19 protein-coding genes and 1 other RNA gene are annotated in these 20,160 nt (G+C 62.3%); 12 read left to right on the forward strand and 8 right to left on the reverse strand.

From position 1 onward, the window contains the following. Window positions 1-377 precede the first annotated feature (377 nt). Window positions 378-1,763: a porin gene (locus tag CKO25_RS02125; protein ID WP_200386228.1), complete on the forward strand. Its 1,386-nt coding sequence runs from the start codon at window positions 378-380 to the stop codon at window positions 1,761-1,763. Between the two features lie 125 nt (window positions 1,764-1,888). On the opposite strand, the gene rpiA is transcribed toward CKO25_RS02125, so the two are convergent. Beyond that, the gene (rpiA, locus tag CKO25_RS02130; RefSeq protein ID WP_200386229.1) at window positions 1,889-2,551 is read right to left on the reverse strand and encodes a ribose-5-phosphate isomerase RpiA; all 663 of its coding nucleotides are present in this window, start codon (window positions 2,549-2,551) and stop codon (window positions 1,889-1,891) included. A 196-nt stretch (window positions 2,552-2,747) separates the two neighbouring features. Between rpiA and ilvA the strand changes: the two genes are divergently transcribed. Continuing rightward, on the forward strand, window positions 2,748-4,280 hold the full coding sequence (ilvA, locus tag CKO25_RS02135; RefSeq protein WP_200386231.1) for a threonine ammonia-lyase, biosynthetic: 1,533 nt from the start codon (window positions 2,748-2,750) through the stop codon (window positions 4,278-4,280). A 164-nt stretch (window positions 4,281-4,444) separates the two neighbouring features. Here the strand turns inward: ilvA and CKO25_RS02140 are convergent, their stop codons facing one another. The 4 genes from CKO25_RS02140 to CKO25_RS02155 form a co-directional block, all read right to left on the reverse strand. Next, window positions 4,445-5,053, reverse strand: coding sequence for a 5-formyltetrahydrofolate cyclo-ligase (locus CKO25_RS02140; protein ID WP_200386233.1), 609 nt, complete (start codon window positions 5,051-5,053; stop codon window positions 4,445-4,447). Between the two features lie 18 nt (window positions 5,054-5,071). Further along, window positions 5,072-5,258: non-coding RNA, 6S RNA (gene ssrS, locus CKO25_RS02145), on the reverse strand. A 13-nt stretch (window positions 5,259-5,271) separates the two neighbouring features. Beyond that, window positions 5,272-5,601 carry a cell division protein ZapA gene (locus tag CKO25_RS02150; RefSeq protein WP_200386234.1) on the reverse strand — a complete coding sequence of 110 codons (330 nt, stop codon included), beginning with the start codon at window positions 5,599-5,601 and terminating at the stop codon, window positions 5,272-5,274. After that, complete coding sequence (locus CKO25_RS02155) at window positions 5,598-5,807, reverse strand: TIGR02449 family protein (RefSeq protein WP_200386236.1); 210 nt, start codon at window positions 5,805-5,807, stop codon at window positions 5,598-5,600. Before CKO25_RS02155 ends, CKO25_RS02150 begins: the two co-directional genes overlap by 4 nt. A 347-nt stretch (window positions 5,808-6,154) precedes the next feature. Between CKO25_RS02155 and CKO25_RS02160 the strand changes: the two genes are divergently transcribed. The 9 genes from CKO25_RS02160 to yihA all read left to right on the forward strand — a co-directional run bounded on the left by CKO25_RS02160 (window position 6,155) and on the right by yihA (window position 14,963). Further along, window positions 6,155-6,706, forward strand: coding sequence for a UPF0149 family protein (locus CKO25_RS02160; protein WP_200386238.1), 552 nt, complete (start codon window positions 6,155-6,157; stop codon window positions 6,704-6,706). Next, window positions 6,703-8,019, forward strand: coding sequence for a Xaa-Pro aminopeptidase (gene pepP / locus CKO25_RS02165; protein WP_200386240.1), 1,317 nt, complete (start codon window positions 6,703-6,705; stop codon window positions 8,017-8,019). Before CKO25_RS02160 ends, pepP begins: the two co-directional genes overlap by 4 nt. Window positions 8,020-8,095: 76 nt before the next feature. Further along, a complete protein-coding gene (gene ubiH / locus CKO25_RS02170; protein WP_200386241.1) occupies window positions 8,096-9,328 on the forward strand; it encodes a 2-octaprenyl-6-methoxyphenyl hydroxylase in 1,233 nt (410 codons plus the stop codon). After that, window positions 9,321-10,607, forward strand: coding sequence for a UbiH/UbiF/VisC/COQ6 family ubiquinone biosynthesis hydroxylase (locus CKO25_RS02175; protein WP_200386242.1), 1,287 nt, complete (start codon window positions 9,321-9,323; stop codon window positions 10,605-10,607). The genes ubiH and CKO25_RS02175 overlap by 8 nt, the downstream gene beginning before the upstream one ends. A 255-nt stretch (window positions 10,608-10,862) precedes the next feature. Next, a complete protein-coding gene (locus CKO25_RS02180) occupies window positions 10,863-12,116 on the forward strand; it encodes a 6-phosphofructokinase (RefSeq protein ID WP_200386243.1) in 1,254 nt (417 codons plus the stop codon). Window positions 12,117-12,460: 344 nt separating this feature from the next. Then, on the forward strand, window positions 12,461-13,009 hold the full coding sequence (gene ppa, locus CKO25_RS02185) for an inorganic diphosphatase (protein ID WP_200386245.1): 549 nt from the start codon (window positions 12,461-12,463) through the stop codon (window positions 13,007-13,009). Window positions 13,010-13,112: 103 nt separating this feature from the next. After that, window positions 13,113-13,595, forward strand: coding sequence for a cyclic pyranopterin monophosphate synthase MoaC (gene moaC / locus CKO25_RS02190; RefSeq protein ID WP_200386246.1), 483 nt, complete (start codon window positions 13,113-13,115; stop codon window positions 13,593-13,595). A gap of 125 nt (window positions 13,596-13,720) precedes the next feature. Then, complete coding sequence (locus CKO25_RS02195; RefSeq protein WP_200386247.1) at window positions 13,721-14,206, forward strand: bacteriohemerythrin; 486 nt, start codon at window positions 13,721-13,723, stop codon at window positions 14,204-14,206. Between the two features lie 121 nt (window positions 14,207-14,327). Then, window positions 14,328-14,963, forward strand: a complete 636-nt coding sequence (yihA, locus tag CKO25_RS02200; protein WP_200386248.1) for a ribosome biogenesis GTP-binding protein YihA/YsxC — start codon at window positions 14,328-14,330, stop codon at window positions 14,961-14,963. Window positions 14,964-15,022: 59 nt separating this feature from the next. Here the strand turns inward: yihA and CKO25_RS02205 are convergent, their stop codons facing one another. Then, entirely contained in the window at window positions 15,023-15,784 is a 762-nt protein-coding gene (locus tag CKO25_RS02205) for a hypothetical protein (RefSeq protein ID WP_200386249.1), read from the reverse strand. A gap of 584 nt (window positions 15,785-16,368) precedes the next feature. Here CKO25_RS02205 and CKO25_RS02210 point away from each other — a divergent pair. Beyond that, the gene (locus tag CKO25_RS02210; RefSeq protein WP_200386250.1) at window positions 16,369-17,862 is read left to right on the forward strand and encodes a phosphomannomutase; all 1,494 of its coding nucleotides are present in this window, start codon (window positions 16,369-16,371) and stop codon (window positions 17,860-17,862) included. A gap of 188 nt (window positions 17,863-18,050) precedes the next feature. Here CKO25_RS02210 and ptsP read toward each other — a convergent pair whose 3' ends face one another. Next, window positions 18,051-19,793 (reverse strand): phosphoenolpyruvate--protein phosphotransferase, encoded by a 1,743-nt coding sequence (ptsP, locus tag CKO25_RS02215; RefSeq protein WP_200386251.1) that lies wholly within the window; start codon window positions 19,791-19,793, stop codon window positions 18,051-18,053. Further along, entirely contained in the window at window positions 19,790-20,059 is a 270-nt protein-coding gene (locus CKO25_RS02220) for an HPr family phosphocarrier protein (RefSeq protein ID WP_200386252.1), read from the reverse strand. The genes ptsP and CKO25_RS02220 overlap by 4 nt, the downstream gene beginning before the upstream one ends. Window positions 20,060-20,160 lie beyond the last annotated feature (101 nt).

Here is a 20,160-nt window from a genome sequence, read left to right on the forward strand (position 1 = left end):
GCCCGGCCCTTGCCGGGTGCGGTGGCGACGCACCGGGCGGCTCGGGGTTGCGAAAACGGATCGGAACCTGCTCAGCCGTCCGATTGTTCTCGACCCTCACCCGGCGCGCATCGTCCAGGTCTCTCCTTCGATAGCCTCGATTGCCGATCTGCCACATGGCCGCCCCCGCAGTGCCTTGAACGAAGACGCCGTCGAGCGGGTCCGTGGTCGCTCCTGAACCGATTCGATGTAAAAAAGCAACAGGTCACTCATCTGTGTCTTTTTTTGCCTCACGCTGTTGCAAAACACTCTTCCGTGCACTATAGTTTGACTCGCAAAGCAGGATTGCGTTTGGTTTCTGCAGTCTGACTGACAAATTCACAACAGCGGAGAACAGCATGAACAAGAAGCTCCTCAGCCTGGCAATCGCCGGCGCGATGGTTGCTCCGAGCGTCGCGATGGCCGAAGCGGTCCTCTACGGGCGCTTGAACGTTTCTCTTGACTACGCCGAAGTCAAGAACGTCATCCTTCCGACCTACGGTTTTGCCCGCAACGATCAAGGCGAGGTGATCCTTGACGATAATGGCAACCCGACCCTGGTACAGCTCACCAACGGCGTCGATTTCGACGGTTGGGGCATGTCCAGTAATGGCTATATCCCCGGCGTGAACCGTTCCAACCGAATCGGTGTGAAGGGCTCGGAAGACTTGGGCAACGGCCTGAAGGCGATCTACCAGGTCGAGCTGGGCATCAACCTGGACGACACCAACAACAACGTCCTGAATAACAACGACACCATCTCCTACCGGAACACCTTCGTGGGTCTCGCGGGTGAGTGGGGCACCTTCTTGGTGGGTCGTCATGACACGCCCTTGAAGATCTCCACCGGCAGGCTGGATCTCTTCTCCGACACCATGGCCGACTACAATGGCACCGTCGGCTTCCGTGATCTGCGTGCCGACAACGTACTGGCCTACATCAGCCCGAGTCTCGCTGGCTTCCAGTTCTCCGGTGCAATCGTCCCGGCCGGTGGCGCAACTGGTGGTGGTCAGGGTTTGAACCTGAATGAGAACAGCCTGGCTGGCGCCTACTCGCTCGCGGGTATCTACAGCAACGGTCCCTTCTACGCGTCCGCTGCCTATGAGTCCCTTGGCAACCAGCATTTCAACACCCAAACTCAGAGTGTTTTCGGAAGCAACTGCCCGGTCGAGTTCCCGCCGCGCGACGTGCGTGACCCCAATGCGATCTACGGCGTGAGCTGTGACTTCCAAAGCAGTGATGCGACCGCTTGGCGCTTCGGTCTTGGTCTGCTCGATTGGAACGGCTTCACCTTGACCGGTATCTACGAGAACCGTGACGGCGAACCCTTCACCGATAAGTATTCCGGTGTCATTGATCCGACGGATGCCGCCAATAGCTTCCTGTTCAACCAGCCCTTCGCCGGTGGCGCTGCCGGTAAGGCCGAACTCTGGCAGATCCAAGCCGGTTATGCCTTTGGTAACAACATGGTCAAGGCGATGTATGGCCAGGCCGACTACTCCGCCGGTGGAAACTTCTTCTACGGCAGCGAGGTTGCCGCGAGAGATGGTGGCGCCTTGGCGTTCAACAATGAAAATACGCTTCGCAACTACAAGGTTGACACCTGGGCCGTTGGTTTCGATCACAACTTCAGCAAGCGCACCAAGGTGTATGCCCTCTACACCGACGTGTCGAACGATGCCAAGAACGTGATCTCGGCTTCCGAGTGGAACGGCTTCTCCTTAGGGATGATGCACAGCTTCTAAGGTTCGAGCCGAGCTGGACTTGAGGATGCTGGACGGGGCCTTCGGGCCCCGTTTTTTTTGTCCGTGAGACGGGGTGTGTGAGAACGTCTTGGTTGGCTATCGCGCCTGCCCGCTCGCGATCTCTGTCATGCGGGATGAAGCGTTTTGGGGCCGTCCGCTGTGCCAAGGATGAGGAGGTCCGCGGGACGCAGCGCGAAAATGCCAACCGTTACCACGCCGGCGATGTTGTTGATGGCCTGCTCGAGTGTGACGGGGTCGATGAGATCGAGATTCTGCACATCAAGAATGAGGTTTCCGTTGTCGGTGATGACGCCTTCGCGCCAGACGGGGGTGCCGCCGAGCTTGACGAGTTGACGCGCCACATGGCTGCGCGCCATGGGGATGACCTCGACGGGGAGTGGAAAGGCGCCTAGGACATCGACGAGCTTGCTCTGGTCAGCGATACAAACGAACTGACGACTCGCCGCGGCCACGATCTTCTCGCGGGTCAAGGCACCACCACCGCCCTTGATGAGTTGCAAGGCATGATTGGCTTCGTCGGCCCCATCGACGTAGAGTGACAGCTCCCCCACCGCGTTGAGATCGAACACCCTGATCCCATGTCCTTCAAGTCGTTTGGTGGAGGCCTCGGAGCTGGAGACGGCGCCCTCAATGCGGCCCTTGATCCGGGCCAGCGCGTCGATGAAGTGATTGACGGTCGAGCCGGTCCCGACCCCGATGACGCCGCCCTCGGCATAGGTGAGCGCAGCCTCCGCGGCCTGTTGTTTCATTGCGTCTTGGTTGTTCATGCGGTCCTCCAGCGAGCGGTTGGCTCGATTGATTGCGAAGCGGGGATGGGGGGCCATTGACTGGATGGATGACACCCAAGGCGTTCTCGGGTGATGTCCAATGACGAGATCCCGGGGTTTGGCGACCCTGCCAGGACAGCCCTTCTTTCAAATCAGCCGTTCATCATAGCAGAGCCCTGCGAGTCCAGAGAGAGCCATGCCAGACGCCTACATCGAACGGATCTTGCGCGCGCGTGTGTATGACGTCGCGCGTGAGACCCCCCTCTCGCATGCGCCACAGCTCTCCTCGCGCCTGCACAACGAGGTCTTTCTCAAGCGTGAGGATCTTCAACCGGTCTTTTCCTTCAAGCTCCGAGGCGCTTACAACAAGTTGATCAATCTGGACCCCAAGATCCGGGCGCGGGGTGTGATTGCCGCGAGTGCCGGGAATCATGCGCAGGGTGTGGCACTTGGTGCCGCGAAACTTGGGATTTCCGCCACGATCGTGATGCCACGCACGACCCCCGGGATCAAGGTGCGCTCGGTGCGGGGCTTCGGCGGGAAAGCGGTTTTGCATGGTGATTCCTATGATGATGCCTTCACCCACGCCATGACCCTGGTGCGGGAGAAGGGCCTGACCTTCTTGCATCCCTTCGATGATCCAGACGTCATCGCTGGCCAGGGAACCATCGGGATGGAGATCCTGCGTCAGCATCCCGAGCCGCCATACGCCATCTTTGTGCCAGTGGGTGGCGGTGGGCTGATCGCGGGGATCGCGGCCTATGTGAAATGGTTGCAACCCAGTGTCCGCATCATCGGGGTGGAGCCGGAGGATGCTCCAACCCTTCACCATGCCCTGGCGGCAGGGCGTCGCGTTGAACTCGATCGTGTTGGCCTCTTCGCCGACGGTGTCGCGGTGAAGTTGATCGGTGAAGAGACCTTTCGGGTTGCGCGCGAGCGGGTCGACGAAGTCATTCTGGTGAGCGCCGACGAGATCTGTGCCGCGGTGAAGGACATCTTCGATGACACGCGCGGCATCGCGGAACCGGCTGGCGCTCTGGCTGTGGCCGGGTTGAAGCGCTATGTGGCCATGAGGCAGATTCAAGGTCGGCATTTGGTCGCGATCGAGAGCGGTGCCAATGTCAACTTCGATCGGCTCCGTCACATCGCCGAGCGAGCGGAGCTCGGTGAGCGGCGTGAGGCCCTACTCGCGGTGGAGATTCCGGAGCGGCCGGGTAGCTTCCTCGCCTTCTGTCGCGTGCTTGGGCGACGCCAGATCACCGAATTCAATTATCGCTACAGCAATGCGCAGCGTGCCCAGGTCTTTGTTGGTATCGAGCTGACACGCGGCGACGAGGAGCGTGAAGAGTTGATCGAGCGGCTCGTCGAGAAGGGACTCGGGGTTCTCGACATGACCGAGAATGAAATGGCCAAGCTCCACATCCGCCATATGGTGGGCGGCCATGCCGATGAACTCGACACCGAGACACTGGTGCGGTTCGAATTCCCAGAACGCCCTGGCGCGCTGCTCGACTTTCTCTCCGCGTTGGGCAAGCGTTGGAATATCACCTTGTTTCATTACCGCAATCATGGTGCGGCCTATGGGCGGGTCTTGATGGGTGCGCAGGTGCCTGCGACCGAGGCCACCGCATTTCGTGAGGCGCTTGATGGATTGGGCTATCGCTATCAGGATGAGACCGAAAACCCCGCCTACCGTCTGTTCGCGGGATCCCGGGCCAACCCGCGCTGACCCCGCGGCTCCAAGGCTGATTGGCGTGCGGATCCAGTCATTCGAGGTGGTGGCGCGCAGCCCGGGACTTGCGGTGTCTCACCCGCGGTGGCGGCCGCTGACCGATGGTCATGGTGTGTCGTGGGTCTTTCAGAACCCGTGAGACAGGCCATGGTGGTGCCCGCTCAACTGCGTCTGTCGGGGATCTCAAGGCACCTCTCGGTTGCCACCAGATCGAGCCGGACATCCCAGGGGCGTGCGTCGAGTTGGGGAACACGCTGGCACTCGTGGGCAATGCCGATCAAGCGAGGGCGGCGCCAGAGCCGGCGTTGATTGAGCCGTGCGAGGGTGCGGTCATAGTAGCCACCGCCCATGCCGAGCCGATTTCCCGCACCGTCGAAGCCAACCAATGGCATCAGGAGGATATCGAGATCACGTGCGCGTTGTCGATGGCGGCGGTCAACGGCCGGTTCTAGGATCCCGAAGCGGTTGGGGCGCATTGGCATGCCGGGTCGATACGGCGCAAACAGCAGCGGGGTTCGCCGACTGCCGAGGCCGCGCGCGAGCACGGGAAGATAAAGAGACTGCCCGCGCTGTTGCGCGCGCCGCATCAGTGGCCGTACGTCGAGTTCACCGTCACAGGGCCAGTAGGCCGCAATCCGACGCGCACGGACGAAGGGGTAATGGCGCTGTAGGGTGCGGGTCAGCTGTCTGGCATGTGCACGCTGATCGTCGCGTGACAAGGCGCGGCGGGCGCGTCGCAGTGCTGTGCGCAGCGGTGCGAGATGAGACATGCTTCGAGTAAAGGAGGGACACCCCCCATATGTGCCGTTTAAGGCCTTTTGTTCTTGAACCAGGAGGTTCAAGTGGGGACACTCGACAAGGCTTCAGGCTTCCCGCTCGGTGACGGACATGCACAACCGCCTCGCTTCTGCGACCCCAGGGTAGTCATTAGGCTCAAGAAAATACCCAGGCCACACTCGAACACGACAGGGGGTGTCTAGAACCTAGGCTATACCCTTTCGTTCTGCGCGTCCAGGGCTTGATTGGTTGCAAGCGCGTCGACGATCCGGTCCTGGAGTCGGGCAAGGCGTTGTTCGTTCTCGGTTGGATCTCCCCCGCGCAACCGCTGGAACTGGTAGAGCTCGTGCGCGATATTCAGGGCGGCCATCACAGCGATGCGATCACTGCCGATCACCCGGCCGGTCTTGCGAATTTCGCGCATCTTCCCGTCGAGTAAGCGGGCCGACTCGCGCAGACCCTCTTGTTCGCGGGGCTCGCAGGCGATGCGGTAGTCCTTGTCGAGGATTCTGATGCTGACTTGAATTGGCTCTTCGCTCACAGGCTCTCCTCCATGGCACGCAGTCTTGAAAGCATGGCCTCGACACGGCTACGTGCCTGTTCAGTCTTTTCGATCAACTCACCGCGCTCGGCGACGAGGATGTCCTGACGAGTCCGGAGCGATCGGTTTTCTTCACGCAGGCGCTCATTGATGCGGATCAAGTCGTCCACCTGCTGTTCCAATTGGGCAAGATCAAAAATAGCCAAAATTTTCTGACTCCGATAAGGTTCCGCGCACTATAGAAGGCGTGCGAGGGACGGTCAATCGCGAGGATGTGCATGCTATGATCGGACGCGATATGCGGTGGACAAGTCCGCTTTCCGAGCGCACTCGGGGCACTGGGATGGTGCCTCAAATTTCGCTGAAAGCGCTCCCTAGACGGGCCTGACGGGTGTTGACGAGGGGCCAGCGAGCTGTCCTGGTCAACCCACGTGTTTTGGTGGTCGCCTGCTCGCGCCAACCACGATCGGGCAAGGTCCGCGCATTCCGCAATAACGTGTTCGGATCAGAGCCCAAAGCCCGCGCGAGCGGGTCGCGGTGCCGTGTGGAGACCATGACCAGAATCGACCCTGAACGTTTTGCCCGCGCATTGAGCGAGTCCGAGCTCTGTCCAACGCCCAGTGAAGCGCACGGCATTCTCTGTGCGCTCTTCTGTGGTGGTGACCTCGAGCCCGAGGTCACCTGGACGGGGTTGCTGATCGCGCGTGTCCCTGATCGTGATCTGCTTGCCGCCGAGAAGCAGGCGACCTTAGCCGAGGTCGCGCGGGAGGTCCGGGCTGCGTTTGAAGAACCCGACCTCGGTCTCACACTCTATACAGTGGGCGAGGATCGGCCCCTTGCCGAACGGGCATCCGCGCTCTATGACTGGACGAGAGGCTTTCTCTTCGGTTGGGCGTTGCTCGAGGAGAAGGGAACCACGACCTCGCCGGTGATCCGGGAGGTCCTGCATGATTTCGCTGAGATCACACGCATGGATCTCGATCAACTCATCGAGGACGAACAGCATGAGGAGGCATTGACCGAGGTGACGGAATTCATTCGCGTTGCGGCCATGCTGATCCATCAGGAGCAGGTCGCCGTCAACACTGACGCATCCCCGCCATGACGCGGACCGAATTCAAACGGCGGCGTCGTGCGCTAGCGCGAGCGATCGGACCGCGTGGCATTGCCGTGATTCCCGCGGCACGGGAGGTGGTGCGCAATCGCGATGTCCATTATCCCTTTCGACAACACAGCGATTTTGTCTACCTCACGGGCTTCCCCGAACCTGATGCGGTGGCGGTGATCACTCCTCAGCATGAGGGGGGGGAATACCATCTCTTTTGCCGACCGAGCGATCCTGAACGTGAGCAGTGGGACGGCCGTCGCGTGGGCGTCGAGGGCGCACGAACGCTGTTCGGTGCCGATGCGGCCCACCCCGTGAGTGAGCTCGATGAGTTGATGCCGACCCTGCTCGACGGGCGAGAGCGACTCTTCTATCCCATTGGGGCGGACCCAGCGTTCGATGCCCGGGTGATGGGCTGGATCAATCGGGTTCGTGCCAATGTCCGCACGGGCGCCCTGGCGCCGGAGACCTTGGTGACGATCGAATCGGTGCTCCATGAACTGCGCTTGCGCAAGAGTGCGCAAGAAATCAAGTTGATGCAACGCGCTGCCGGGATCTCGGCGGCGGCGCATTGCCGGCTGATGCGGATGTGCCGACCCGGTCTCAACGAGGCGGACCTGGAGGCCGAATTTCAACATGCCTGTGCCACCGCGGGCGCGCGCCATCAAGCCTATCCGCCGATCGTTGGTGGGGGACGCAATGCCTGTGTGCTCCATTACACCGACAACTGTGCGCCCTTGCGTGACGGCGACCTGGTCTTGATCGATGCGGGTTGTGAGTTGGAAGGGTACGCCTCGGACATCACGCGAACCTTTCCCGTCAATGGCCGCTTCAGCCCACCGCAACGACAGCTCTACGAGCTGGTGCTGGAGGCTCAGCGCGCGGCGATCGCGAAGGCAACGCCCGGCCAGCGTTGGAACGAGCCCCATGATGAGGCGGTCAGGGTGCTGACCGAGGGGCTGATCAGGCTCGGCGTGCTCAAGGGCGAACTCGCGCAACTTCTCAAGGACGAGGCGCACAAGCCCTACTACATGCACCGAACCGGTCACTGGTTGGGAATGGACGTGCACGACGTCGGGCGCTACAAAGTGGCTGAAGAGTGGCGAACCTTCGAGCCGGGGATGGTCTTGACGGTCGAGCCTGGGCTCTATCTTGCGCGGGACGATGCGATTCCAGAGCCATACCGTGAGATCGGCATTCGCATTGAGGACGATGTCCTGATCACCGAGACCGGTCACCAGATCCTTTCGCACGAGGTCCCGAAGGATCCGGACGCCATCGAGTCGCTGATGGCGACGGCGCGACCGGCCTGATTGCGCGCGCGGGTGCCAGAAGGCGTTCCGGACTCACAGAATAACGGTTCGAGAGGAGCCCGAGGGCAAGAACAACATGCTTGAATATGATCTGGCGATCGTGGGCGGTGGTTTGGTCGGCGGGAGTCTGGCCTCTGCCTTGTCGGGGAGTGGCCTGCGGGTTCTCGTTGTTGAGGCGGTCCCAACGGGTGCCGCGCATCAGCCGAGCTATGACGAGCGGGTGATCGCATTATCCTGGGGAAGCCGGCGTATCTTCGAGGCGATCGGGTTGTGGTCAGCCATGGCACCGGATGCCGAGCCGATTAGACAGGTGCATGTCTCGGATCGCGGTCATTGCGCCTTCACCCGGATCAATCAGTCCGATGGCGATGTCGGGTCGCTTGGGTACGTCGTGCCGGCGCGCGTGATCGGACAGGCCATTGGCGTGCAGCTCGCCGATGCTCCCGAGATCGAACTGCTGTCCCCGGCCCGGCTGCTCGACCATCGGGTCACGCCCGGGCAGGTCGAACTCCACATCGATGGTGCGGCGGGACCCCTGACCGTGAGGACGCGCTTGCTCGTTGCGGCCGACGGGGGTGATTCGGCGGTGCGTCAGCGCCTCGATCTCAAAATGGATGAGACGCGTTACGACCAAGACGCACTCATCACGACGGTTTCAGTCGACCGGCCCCGTCCCGGTGTGGCCTTCGAGCGCTTCACCGAGAGTGGGCCGCTGGCCCTGTTGCCCATGACCGAAGGACGCTATTCCGTGGTTTGGACGTGCCAGCGCGATGACACCGACCGCCTGCTCGCTTTGACCGACGAGACCTTTCTGAAAGCGCTCCAGGAGCGCTTCGGTTACCGACTCGGACGCTTCACGCAGGCCGCGCCGCGCCGCGCCTACCCGCTCATGCTGCGCCTGACCCGCAATCCAGTGCAGCCGCGTGTGGTCCTCATCGGCAATGCCGCACATACGCTCCATCCAGTGGCCGGGCAGGGGTTCAACCTAGGACTGCGCGATGTCGCGGCTCTCGCGGGCGTGGTGACGCAGTGCGCGCGCGCCGGTGCTGATCTCGGTGGTCCGGCGGCCCTCGCAGACTATCGCGCATGGCGGGGGCGTGATCAGTTCGCGACAGCACGGCTCACGGACCTGCTGGCGCGCGTCTTCATCAACCCCTGGCCGCCGCTACGACTGGCGCGTGGTGCGGCGATGCTCGGTGTCGACCTGATCCCCCCGGCGCGTCGGCGTTTGGCCCAGCGCTTCATGGGCGTCAGTGGTCGGCTCCCGCGACTGGCGTGCGGCGTCCCCTTGGAGAAGGCCGATGTCTAATCCGGATGTTTCGACTCCCGCGGCGTATGCTCCGTGCGCGTCTGGTGCGATCGAGGTGAACGCGCGGCTGACGTATGATGTGATCGTGGTTGGCGGCGGGATGGTTGGCGCGGCACTGGCCCGTGCGTGCGCTGGCCAAGGGCTGCGGATCGCGGTCGTCGAGGCCCGGGAACCACAGCGTGAGTGGCCGCGGGGCGAGATCGATCTGCGGGTCTCGGCGCTCAGCCGGGCCAGTCAGCGCATCCTGGAACGATTGGGTGCCTGGGGGCGCGTCAGTCAACTCGGGGCGAATCCCTACCGTTCCATGGTGGTGTGGGACGCGTTGGGTGGTGGCCGGATCGAGTTCGATGCCCACTCGCTCGGGGAGCCTGATCTCGGACATATCGTTGAGAACCGAGTCATCCAACTGGCCTTGTGGGAAGCCCTCGAGACGGCACCTGATGTGACGCTCTATTGCCCCGCCACGATCGCTGATCTGGTACGCCACGATCGGGAGTCGCATCTGTTGCTGAGCGATGGGCGGAGCTTGGAGGCGCGCCTGGTGGTCGCGGCCGACGGTCGCGATTCGCTGGTACGAGACTTGGTTGGCATCGAAACCACGGGGCACGACTACGAGCAACGCGCCCTGGTCGCGAATGTGCGCCCGTTGGAATGGCATCGCGAGACGGCGTGGCAGCGGTTCCTTCCGACCGGGCCACTGGCCTTGTTGCCGTTGGCGGATGGGCGTTGTTCGATGGTCTGGTCGGCGACGGAGGAGCGCGCGAGCGAACTCCTGGCGATGACCGACCGTGAATTCTCGCACGCGCTCTCGGATGCCTCCGAGGGGCGGCTGGGGTCGCTGGTGGTCGAAGGTTCTCGCGCGGCCGTGCCCTTGCGGGCGCAGCATGCAAAGGAGTACGTGCGCCCGGGGCTAGCGTTGGTGGGCGATGCGGCGCATGCGATCCATCCCTTGGCCGGCCAGGGGGTGAATCTGGGGTTTCTCGATGCCGCGGAGCTCGCCGCGGCGATCGCGCTGGCCGGCCAGCGCGGGCGTGAGATCGGTGGTCTCTGGGCGCTCCGCCGCTACGAACGTGCCCGGCGAGGTGATAATGCGGCCATGTTGGCCGCCATGGATCTCATCAAACGGGTTTTCGGGGATGTCGCGCCGCCAGTGGCCAAGGCACGCAGTCTCGGCCTGAGCCTAACTGACAAGATTGAACCACTGAAGCAGGTGTTCATGGAGCGTGCCCTAGGGCTGCATGCGTCTCTCCCACCCTTGGCTCGACCATTGGAGCCATGACCGCGGGTTGGGGTGCGACGAGAGGGCGACGGGCCCGCACGCTTCGAAACGGCCGAAATCGTCTTGGGCCCAAGTCCTTGCGCGAGTCTGATGGGCACGCGCGACCCGGTGTGTTCGCGGATGTCTGGGTACGGCCGCCGGCGCTGCGCGGTGGCCCAGGAGACGAGCGGCATCCGTTTGCGCGGTGGGTGAAACAACTGGCCGAGCGTGACAGCGAAGCGTGATACTTGTTTATTTCGGATCAGGGGGACGACGATGACAGCTCAAAATGCCTTCTATGCGCAATCAGGTGGCGTGACCGCCGTGATCAACGCCTCGGCCTGTGGCGTGATCGAGACCGCACGACTGCATCAGGATCGCATCGGTAAAGTGTTCGCGGGGCGCAACGGGATCATCGGGGCCTTGACCGAGGATCTCATCGATACCAGCCTGGAGACCGCCGAGGATATCGCGGCCCTGCGCTACACTCCGGCTGGGGCCTTCGGTTCTTGCCGCTACAAGTTGAAGAGTCTCGAGGCCAACCGGCGCGAATACGAGCGGCTGATCGAGGTCTTCAAGGCGCACGAGATCGGTTACTTCTTTTATAACGGTGGGGGTGACTCGGCCGATACCTGTTACAAGATCTCCCAACTCTCGGAAACCATGGGTTTTCCGGTCCAGGCCCTGCATGTGCCCAAGACCGTCGACAACGATCTCCCCATCACCGACAACTGTCCAGGCTTTGGCTCCGTTGCGAAATACATCGCAACCTCCGCCTTGGAGGCCTCTTTCGACGTGCGCTCCATGGCCAAGACCTCGACGAAGATCTTCGTCCTCGAAGTCATGGGGCGTCACGCCGGCTGGATTGCCGCGGCGGGCGGGTTGATCGAGGATCATGGGATCCCGGTGATGATCCTTTTCCCGGAGATCGAATTCGATCAGGCGCGGTTTCTCGCCGCGGTGCAGGAGAAGGTCGCCGCTCATGGCTATTGCACCATCGTGGTCTCAGAAGGCGCGAAATACCCCGATGGGCGATTCTTGGCCGAACAAGGCACCCGGGATGCGTTTGGGCATGCACAACTCGGCGGGGCGGCCCCGGTGGTCGCAAACATGATCAAGGAGGCCACTGGCTACAAATTCCACTGGGCCGTTGCCGATTATCTTCAGCGAGCGGCCCGCCACCTCGCCTCGAAGACCGATGTGGAACAGGCCTATGCGATGGGGCGTGCCGCGGTCGAATTCGCGCTCGCCGGGCACAGTGCCGTCATGCCGACGATCAAGCGTGTGAGTCAGGACCCCTATCGCTGGGAAGTTGGCGAAGCGCCGCTCTCCGAAGTGGCCAACGTCGAGAAATTCATGCCGCGCGAGTTCATCTCCGAGGATGGGTTCGGCATCACGACCTCCTGCAAGGAGTATCTGATTCCACTGATCCAGGGCGAGGACTATCCGCCCTATGAGCGGGGTATGCCCAAGTATGTGACCTTGAAGAACGTTGCGGTCGAGACGCGGCTGCCCGCCTTCGAGCTCTGACCATCAGGCGCGAGTGCGCTGGGGCATGAAACGTGCCGCGGCGCCGTTCCCGCGCGGCTCCAACCGAGCCGACTGTCCACGTCTCGGTGTGATCCCGCACCCCCGACACCGCAACGGCTCGCGAAGAGCCGTTGCAAGTGGGTGCGCGCCCCGCGAGGCAAATCCGTCGCGGCCGCATCAGCGCCACGACGGCACGACCGCAACGCTGATCATTGGGATTTCACGGCCGGTGATGGGCTACAATCGGGCTATGATTTTCAGTTCTCGCCTGCGCTGGAGCGGCCATGATTGATCATGACCGCGCCTGGTTCGGCGATCGTACCCGCACCTCATGAGGTTGAGCTATGGACCCGAAACGCGTTCCGCGTGGCGATAATATCCCGAACGAGATCAATGTCATCATTGAGATCCCGTCGCATGCCGAGCCCGTCAAGTACGAGATGGATAAGGCAACTGGCGCCATGTTCGTGGATCGCTTCATGTCGACCGCGATGCACTATCCCTGTAATTACGGCTATGTGCCCAATACCCTTTCGGCGGATGGTGATCCGGTTGACGTGATCGTGGTGACCCCCTACCCATTGATCTCAGGCTCGGTCATCAAATGCCGACCGATCGGGGTGCTGAAAATGACCGATGAGTCGGGCGACGATGCCAAAATCTTGGCATTGCCCATCGACAAATTGTTCAAGGGCTATCGGAGCATCGAGAGCTTCCGCGACATGCCCCCTCATTTACTGGATCAGATCGCTCATTTCTTTGAGCACTACAAGGATCTCGATGAGGGAAAATGGGTGCGGGTCATGGGCTGGGGTGGACGCGAGGAGGCTCGCGAGGAAATCATGAACAGTGTTCGCATGTTCGAAGAGGCCCCCGAGAAGCCGGCCTTCTAGAGTGAGCGGGTCCCCGATTTGGTCCATCAGGTCGTCCCGTGCGCGGTGCCTCGGTACTCTCGGTGACTGAGTCACACGCTAGCACCGACCGCATGAGGAAACGATGACACTGACTCATTTCGATGAACGTGGCGCGGCACAGATGGTCGATGTGGGTGGCAAGCCCGAGAGCTGGCGCCGCGCCGTTGCCGTGGGGATGATCCGCATGGCGCCTGCGACACTGGATTTGATCCTCTCTGGTGGGCATGCAAAGGGAGACGTTTTGGGCGTTGCGCGGATCGCGGGGATCATGGCCGCGAAGCGGACCAGTGAGCTGGTCCCACTCTGTCATCCTTTGATGCTCACCCGGGTCGCACTGGATCTTGAGCCGGTGCCAGATGCGTCTCTGGTGCGGTGTCAGGCTACTATCGAAACGCGCGGTACGACTGGGGTCGAAATGGAAGCACTCTGCGCGGTGCAGGTGAGTCTCTTGACCATTTATGACATGTGCAAGGCTGCTGACCGTGGCATGATCATCGACGGGGTCTGCCTGCTGGAGAAGGAGGGCGGGCAGTCTGGACACTGGGTCCGGACGCTGCAAGCCTGACATGGACGCGACGCCCGATTGCGCGCGCCCATCATCATCGGTCCGGTCCCCGAGGGCGATCGAGACGAAACAGAGCTCATCACACAAGGTTGGCACATGGCGCATTTGGTGTACTGGAGCACATCGTGGGAGATGACGTGACCTGGTCGCTTGCGTTGAGTGTCGGCATCGATGAACTCGATGCGCAACACCGTGCGTTGCTCGACCTCCTCAATCAATTGCACTCATCCGTGACCGACGGTCTAACACGACAACGTCAACTCGAACTCCTCGGAGAGCTTGCCGAATATACGAAGATCCATTTCGCGGTCGAAGAAAGCTTGATGCGCATCTTTGGGTACCCCGACTACGAACGTCACAAAACCCAGCATGAGGGCTTGATTCGCAACATGGTCGACCTGCAGCAGCGGCTCGATCAGGGGCGTGAAGAGGTCGATGCGGCGCTGATGCGCCATCTCCGTCATTGGTTGATCGACCACATCCTGCAAAGCGATCAAGACTACAGTCGCTTCTTCCTGGCTGCGGGGGCCCTCGCGAAACACGCCAAGCCATCATGGTCGACCCGCATCTGGGATCATCTGCAGTTTTGCAGCGCAAAGTGCTGGAGTTGACCTCGGTTCCTAGTCTCGCCTGACCGTCGCCCAGAGTCCGTGACGTGGCCTGCCAGAGTGGCGCGCATGGTGCGTCGGCCACGCCTCCATTGCCATTGCCGGTTGCGGCGAGGGTTCCATTATGCATCCAATCTATCAGGGCGCACGCTTCTTAACCGCGGCTGCCCGTCTCGAACAGTGTCCAGTCGATCAGGGGCGAGAAGTGGCCTTCTCGGGTCGCTCAAACGCTGGGAAATCGAGTGTAATTAACACGATTTGCCACCAGAATGCCTTGGCGAGAACGAGCAAGACGCCTGGGAGGACGCAGCAAATGGTGTTCTTTCAGCTCGACGATTCGCGCCGCTTGGTCGATTTGCCGGGCTATGGTTATGCGAAGGTTCCAGAAGCGCTAAAGCGTGATTGGCAAACGCAGATGTCGGCCTATCTCGAGCAGCGACGATCGCTCGTTGGGCTGGTGCTGGTCATGGACATTCGGCATCCCTTGACCGAGTTCGACCAACACATGCTGCGTTGGGGCGGCCGTGCGAATCTCCCGATCCTAGCCTTGTTGACGAAGGCCGACAAACTCAAATCGGGTGCCGTACGGACAGCGGAACGGATGGTGGAGCGGGTCGTCACCGCTGAACAGGAGGCGAATCAGGTCGCGACCTTCTCGTCGCTGCGACGCCATGGGGTCGGGGTCGTGCATCATATCTTGGATCGCTGGCTCGAGATCGATCCGGTTGCGGAACGGTCTACCCCGCAACCCACGGCCTAGGGCCGCGCTCGCGCGCGAAACCCTAAGCCGTCGAGCTTGCGTGAGTGACGTTGTGACGTTTACTCAGCGTCTTGCGGCATGCTCGGCGCTCCGTAATACGGCATCATGGGACCGTACCCCATCGCGCGCGGATCGCCGCCGTAGGGCATTCCGCCTGGATGGCCGCCGTAGGGACCGTGACCGTAACCCTGATGCGGCATGCGCTTGGGCATCGGGGGGAACTGGGGCATGGGCGGTGGGCTGCCGAACAGCACGCGCGCGGCCTCGATCTGTTCCTCCGTCATGGCATCGATGGTCTGCCGATACTGCTCAAGCTGTTCTTCCATGGCTTTGCGCCGCTGCTCGGCCTCGACCCAAGGTGGCGTCTCCGGCATCTCGATACCCCGTTCGGCGGCATCCGCACGCATCTGTTCCCAGTGCGCCTCTCGCATGGCGCGACGCTCCTCGGGTGACATGGAGCGCATCTTCTCCATCATCGCTCTGCGCTGCTCGCGCATGGCATCAAGATCCTCCGGCGACATCCCGAAGCGCTCCGGCATCGGGGGTGGCTCAGGCATGGCGGGGGCCGCGAGCCAGGGTGGTGTCTCTGGAAGCGCTAGGCCGATCTCGGCGGCACTGGCGCGAAGTTCCTCATAGCGTTTCTCACGCTCTGCCGCATCGGCGGGCGATGCGGGTGCGGCGACCGCGGCGGGTTCGCTCGCCGGCGCTGCCTCCGCTGGGCTGGCTTCGGGCGTAACCGTCTCGGCGAACACACCCTGGCTGATCACCAGCGCCAGCGTCGCAGCCGAGACAATCGGAATCAAGCGAGACGTTTCGTGCATGAAGTCGTCCTCTTAGTGATGAAATGGTGGTTGGAGTGAAGACATCGGATGCGTGATCCGTGGCCGCCTGGTCATCAGGTCACCACGGAGCTCCGATCACCCCTCATCTGCGCCGCCCCTGTCGGGGTGACGTCGTCGCAGATCCAGGTCGCGCGGCACGCTCTTGGGGCGCTGACCTCGCGACAAGGCGGTCGACCGTGACAGGTCTTTTGGGCGCGATTCGTGCTGACGGTCGCTCTGACGTGCATCGTACCCCGCTTCTCCTGTCCTGGCTGATTCAGGCGTTCCGTGCTGCCTTGCGACCCGTCCCCTCGCAACCACGACCGCAACCCGCATGGGTTGCGATCACACACATGCCGGACCGGGCAGACAGACCCAAACGCTGAGTCGACGACCAGTGCTAGGGTAACCGATCCGAGAGTCCAGGGCACACCCCTTTGCGATCCTTTTCGTCGTGGTTCCCGGATGGGGTACGTATCCTCCACCATCCTAGCGTGCCATTATGCTGGTTTGAGGATGCCGGCAGGGGCGGCGGCTGTTGGAGTGAGTTCTGGGTCGCTCAGATCCTAACCTGAGGAGTGTTCATGCAGATCGGTGACTTGATGAGGATGAGTGGAGTGGCCTTTGGCACGAGCGGGGCGCGTGGTTTAGTGCAAGAGATGACGGACCGTGTCTGTTATGCCTACACCACGGGATTTCTGTGCGCTCTGCGCGAGGCTGGGTTGCTCGCCCCACCGAGCGCGGTCGGGATCGGTGGCGATCGACGGCCGAGCACCAGGCGGATCATGACCGCTTGCGCGCGCGCGGTGGTGGATCAGGGGTGCCAGCCCAGCAATCTGGGTCTGATTCCGAGCCCAGCGGTCGCCGCGTGGGGATTGGCGCGCTCGGTGCCCACACTCATGGTCACCGGGAGCCATATTCCGGATGATCGCAACGGGATCAAGTTCAATCTGCCAACCGGGGAGATCCTAAAACGCGACGAAGCGCGGATTCGTGCGCAACGCATGACACTCGATGAGGATCTCTTCGACGCGAGCGGGGCCTTCCGCCATGATCAGACGGGTGTGCTACCGCGCCTGGATGTGCGTGCGGAACGGGACTACCAGCGGCGGTATCTGGATTTTTTCCCAGCAGCTTGCCTCAATGGGCTGCGGGTTGGTGTCTATGAGCACTCGAGTGTGGCAAGCGACTCTTACGTGGCTGTGCTCGAAGGCCTTGGAGCGCGCGTGACCCGTCTTGCACGCTCCGAGGTCTTCGTCCCCGTTGATACCGAGGCAGTCCGTCACGAGGACATGGCGTTGGCTCGGTCCTGGGCCGCGCAGGGTGACTTCGATGCCCTGGTGTCTGCCGACGGCGATGGCGACCGCCCCTTGATCAGCGACGAGACCGGTGCCTGGTTGCGTGGTGATCTCGCCGGCTTGCTGTGCGCGCTGCAGCTCGGTGCGCGTGGGGTGGTCACGCCCGTCAGCAGCAATACCGCGGTAGAGCGCTGCGGTTGTTTCGAGCAGGTTGTGCGCACGCGCATCGGTTCACCCTTCGTGATCGAGGGGATGGAAGATCTGCTTGCGCGCGGGGTGTCTCCAGTGGTGGGCTACGAGGCCAACGGTGGCTTCATGCTGGGCAGTGATCTCGTGCGCGAGGGGCGGGTCCTGCCCGCGCTACCAACGCGCGATGCCATCCTGGTCGCGCTGGCCATCCTAGAGGCCGCCGTGCGGCAGGGCAAACCGGTTTCGGCGCTTGCGCGAGGTCTGCCGGCCCGCTTTACTCACAGTGACCGACTCACGGACTTTCCGAGCGCTCGGGCACAATCGCAACTGGCCGCGCTCGACAGCGGCGATCCGTTGCGTGATCGAGCCGCTGTCGAGGATCTCTTCGCCGCGGCCTTCGGCGCCGTTGCGAGTCTCGACCGGACCGATGGACTGCGTATCTCCTTCGCCAGTGGTGAGATCGCGCATCTTCGGCCCTCGGGTAACGCCCCGGAACTGCGTGCATATACCGAGGCCGACAGTGCAGAACGGGCGCAGGCCATGAATCGGATCTGCTTAGCGATCCTGTCGCGCTGGCGTGATGCGGACTGATGCGGTCACGTCCCGCCTGGTCGCGAACCGGTGGGGGAACACGGCCCTTGGTAGGACGGGATGGTCCGCGAGCGGTTCCTGTCTTGCGGGATGGCGTCTTCGGCGGGTCGAACGGGTTGTTGGTGGAACGCGGGTCAGGTGGCACGGAGGGGAGAGGCGTTCACTCGGGGGCGAGCGGATGGGCATCGTCAGGGGGTGTTCAGTTGATCGATCAAGTCTCCCAGATCGGCCTCATCGATGCGCGAGAGGATGTGCGTGCAGCGCCGATTGAGGTCGTGGGTATCCGCCTGGAGTACATGCTCCTTGACATCGAGGATGGCTCCTGGATGCATGCTGAACTCACGCAGCCCCAGACCCAGGAGGAGTCGGGTAAAGCGCGGATCGCCGGCCATCTCGCCGCACATACTGACGGGGCGGTTCATCTCACGGGCCGCCACGATCGTCATATGGATCAGGCGCAAGATGGCAGGGTGGGTGGGATCGAACAGGTCGTTGACGCTGTCGTCGAGCCGATCGATCGCCAGGGTGTACTGAATCAGGTCGTTCGTCCCGATGGAGAGGAAATCCAACCGTCGGGCAATGGTCCGAGCAATCAGTGCGGCCGCTGGGACTTCGATCATGGCCCCGACCGGTAACATCGGGTCGAATTTCAGTCCCTCGTTCTCGAGCTGGGCCTTGAGTTCGCGGATCAAGGCGATGACGGTTTCAACCTCTTGGATGTTGGACACCAAGGGCAGCATCAGGCGCACTGGGCCGAGCGCGGAGGCGCGCAGGATCGCCCTGAGCTGAGGCCGAAAGAGGTCGGGCTCCTTGAGACACAGACGGATCGCGCGCAGACCCAGCGCTGGATTCGAGCCCGCCGGGCTGCTCGCCGGGACCGAGTCGACGCGTTTGTCGACACCCAGGTCAAGCGTGCGAATGGTGATCGGGATTCCGCCGAGGCCGACGATCATCTCGGCATAGCTGGCGAGATGTTCCTCCTCATCCGGGAGATCGCGGCGGTTCATGTAGAGGAATTCGGTGCGATAGAGACCGACCCCACAGGCACCGTTCGCTTGTGCCAACGCAATGTCGCTGGGGAGTTCCAGATTCGCCATGAGGCTGACGGCCACGCCGTCGCGCGTCACCGAAGGTTGTCCGACAAGCTGCCGCAGACGGATCCGATGAACCTGCGCGTGCTGCAGGCGCCGGCGGAAGTCCTGCAGCGTCAGTGGGTCGGCGTCCGCGGTGATGGTTCCGCTCTGGCCATCGATCAGGAGCAACTCGCCCTGCTGGAGATAGGCGGTAATGTCATGGACACCCATGACGGCTGGAATACCCAGGCTGCGTGCCAGGATCGCCGTGTGCGACATGGGCCCGCCAAACTCGCTGATGATGGCCACCGCGCCACGATGATGCCAGAGGATGAGATCGGCCGGGGCCATGTCACGTGCGACGATCACATGTCCGGCGAGATCCTGTGTCCCATGCTCGGGTAGTGGAAAGGAGCCTTGCAAGAAGGTCTGGATCTGTTCGACGACGTGCTCAATGTCGTCGCGGCGGGTGCGCAAATAGGGGTCGTCGATCTCGTCGAAGATGCGCACCAGCGTGTCGCATTGCACTTGCAGGGCCCACTCAGCGGTGCAGTGTTGTTCGGAGACGATGCGCCTGACTTCATCAACCAGGGCCACATCCTCCAACATCAACAAATGGGTGTCGATGAAGTCGGCGATATTCAGTGGCGTGTGTTGCGGGATCTGTTCGCGGATGGCACGCAGGCCGGTGTGAGCCGCCGCGACGGCCTGATCGAGTCGCTCGATCTCGGTCGGGATCTGCTCGGGCGCGATCCATCCGCGCGCGATGTTACGCCGGCGCCGGCCATCGATGAAGGCCGGTCCCAGCGCCAGTGATTGGCCGGTGGAGATGCCGATGCCCTGGAACGATGTCGTCATTCCGCCTCCCCGAAGCGATTGCCGATCAAGTTGACAATCGCCGCCATGGCATCGTCCTCGTCGGCACCGTCCACGACCACGAGGATCTGGGTTCCCTGGCTCGCGGCGAGCATCATGACCCCCATGATGCTCTTACCGTTGACACGTTGCCCGCGTCGTTCGATGTCGACGCGGCTCGTGAACCGTGCCGCACATTGAACGAGTTTCGCGGCCGCTCGGGCATGCAGCCCGAGCTTGTTGAGGATCTCGATCTCTTGCGTGATCATCTGGCGTTCAGTGCGCCGTATTCGCGCTCGCTCGGATCGTGCGAGGGGCGCCGATCAGCCCGTGGCAGCAGCGGTCGGGAACCGATGCGCCAGATCGCTTG

The organism is Thiocapsa imhoffii (assembly GCF_016583985.1).
GTDB lineage: Bacteria > Pseudomonadota > Gammaproteobacteria > Chromatiales > Chromatiaceae > Thiocapsa > Thiocapsa imhoffii.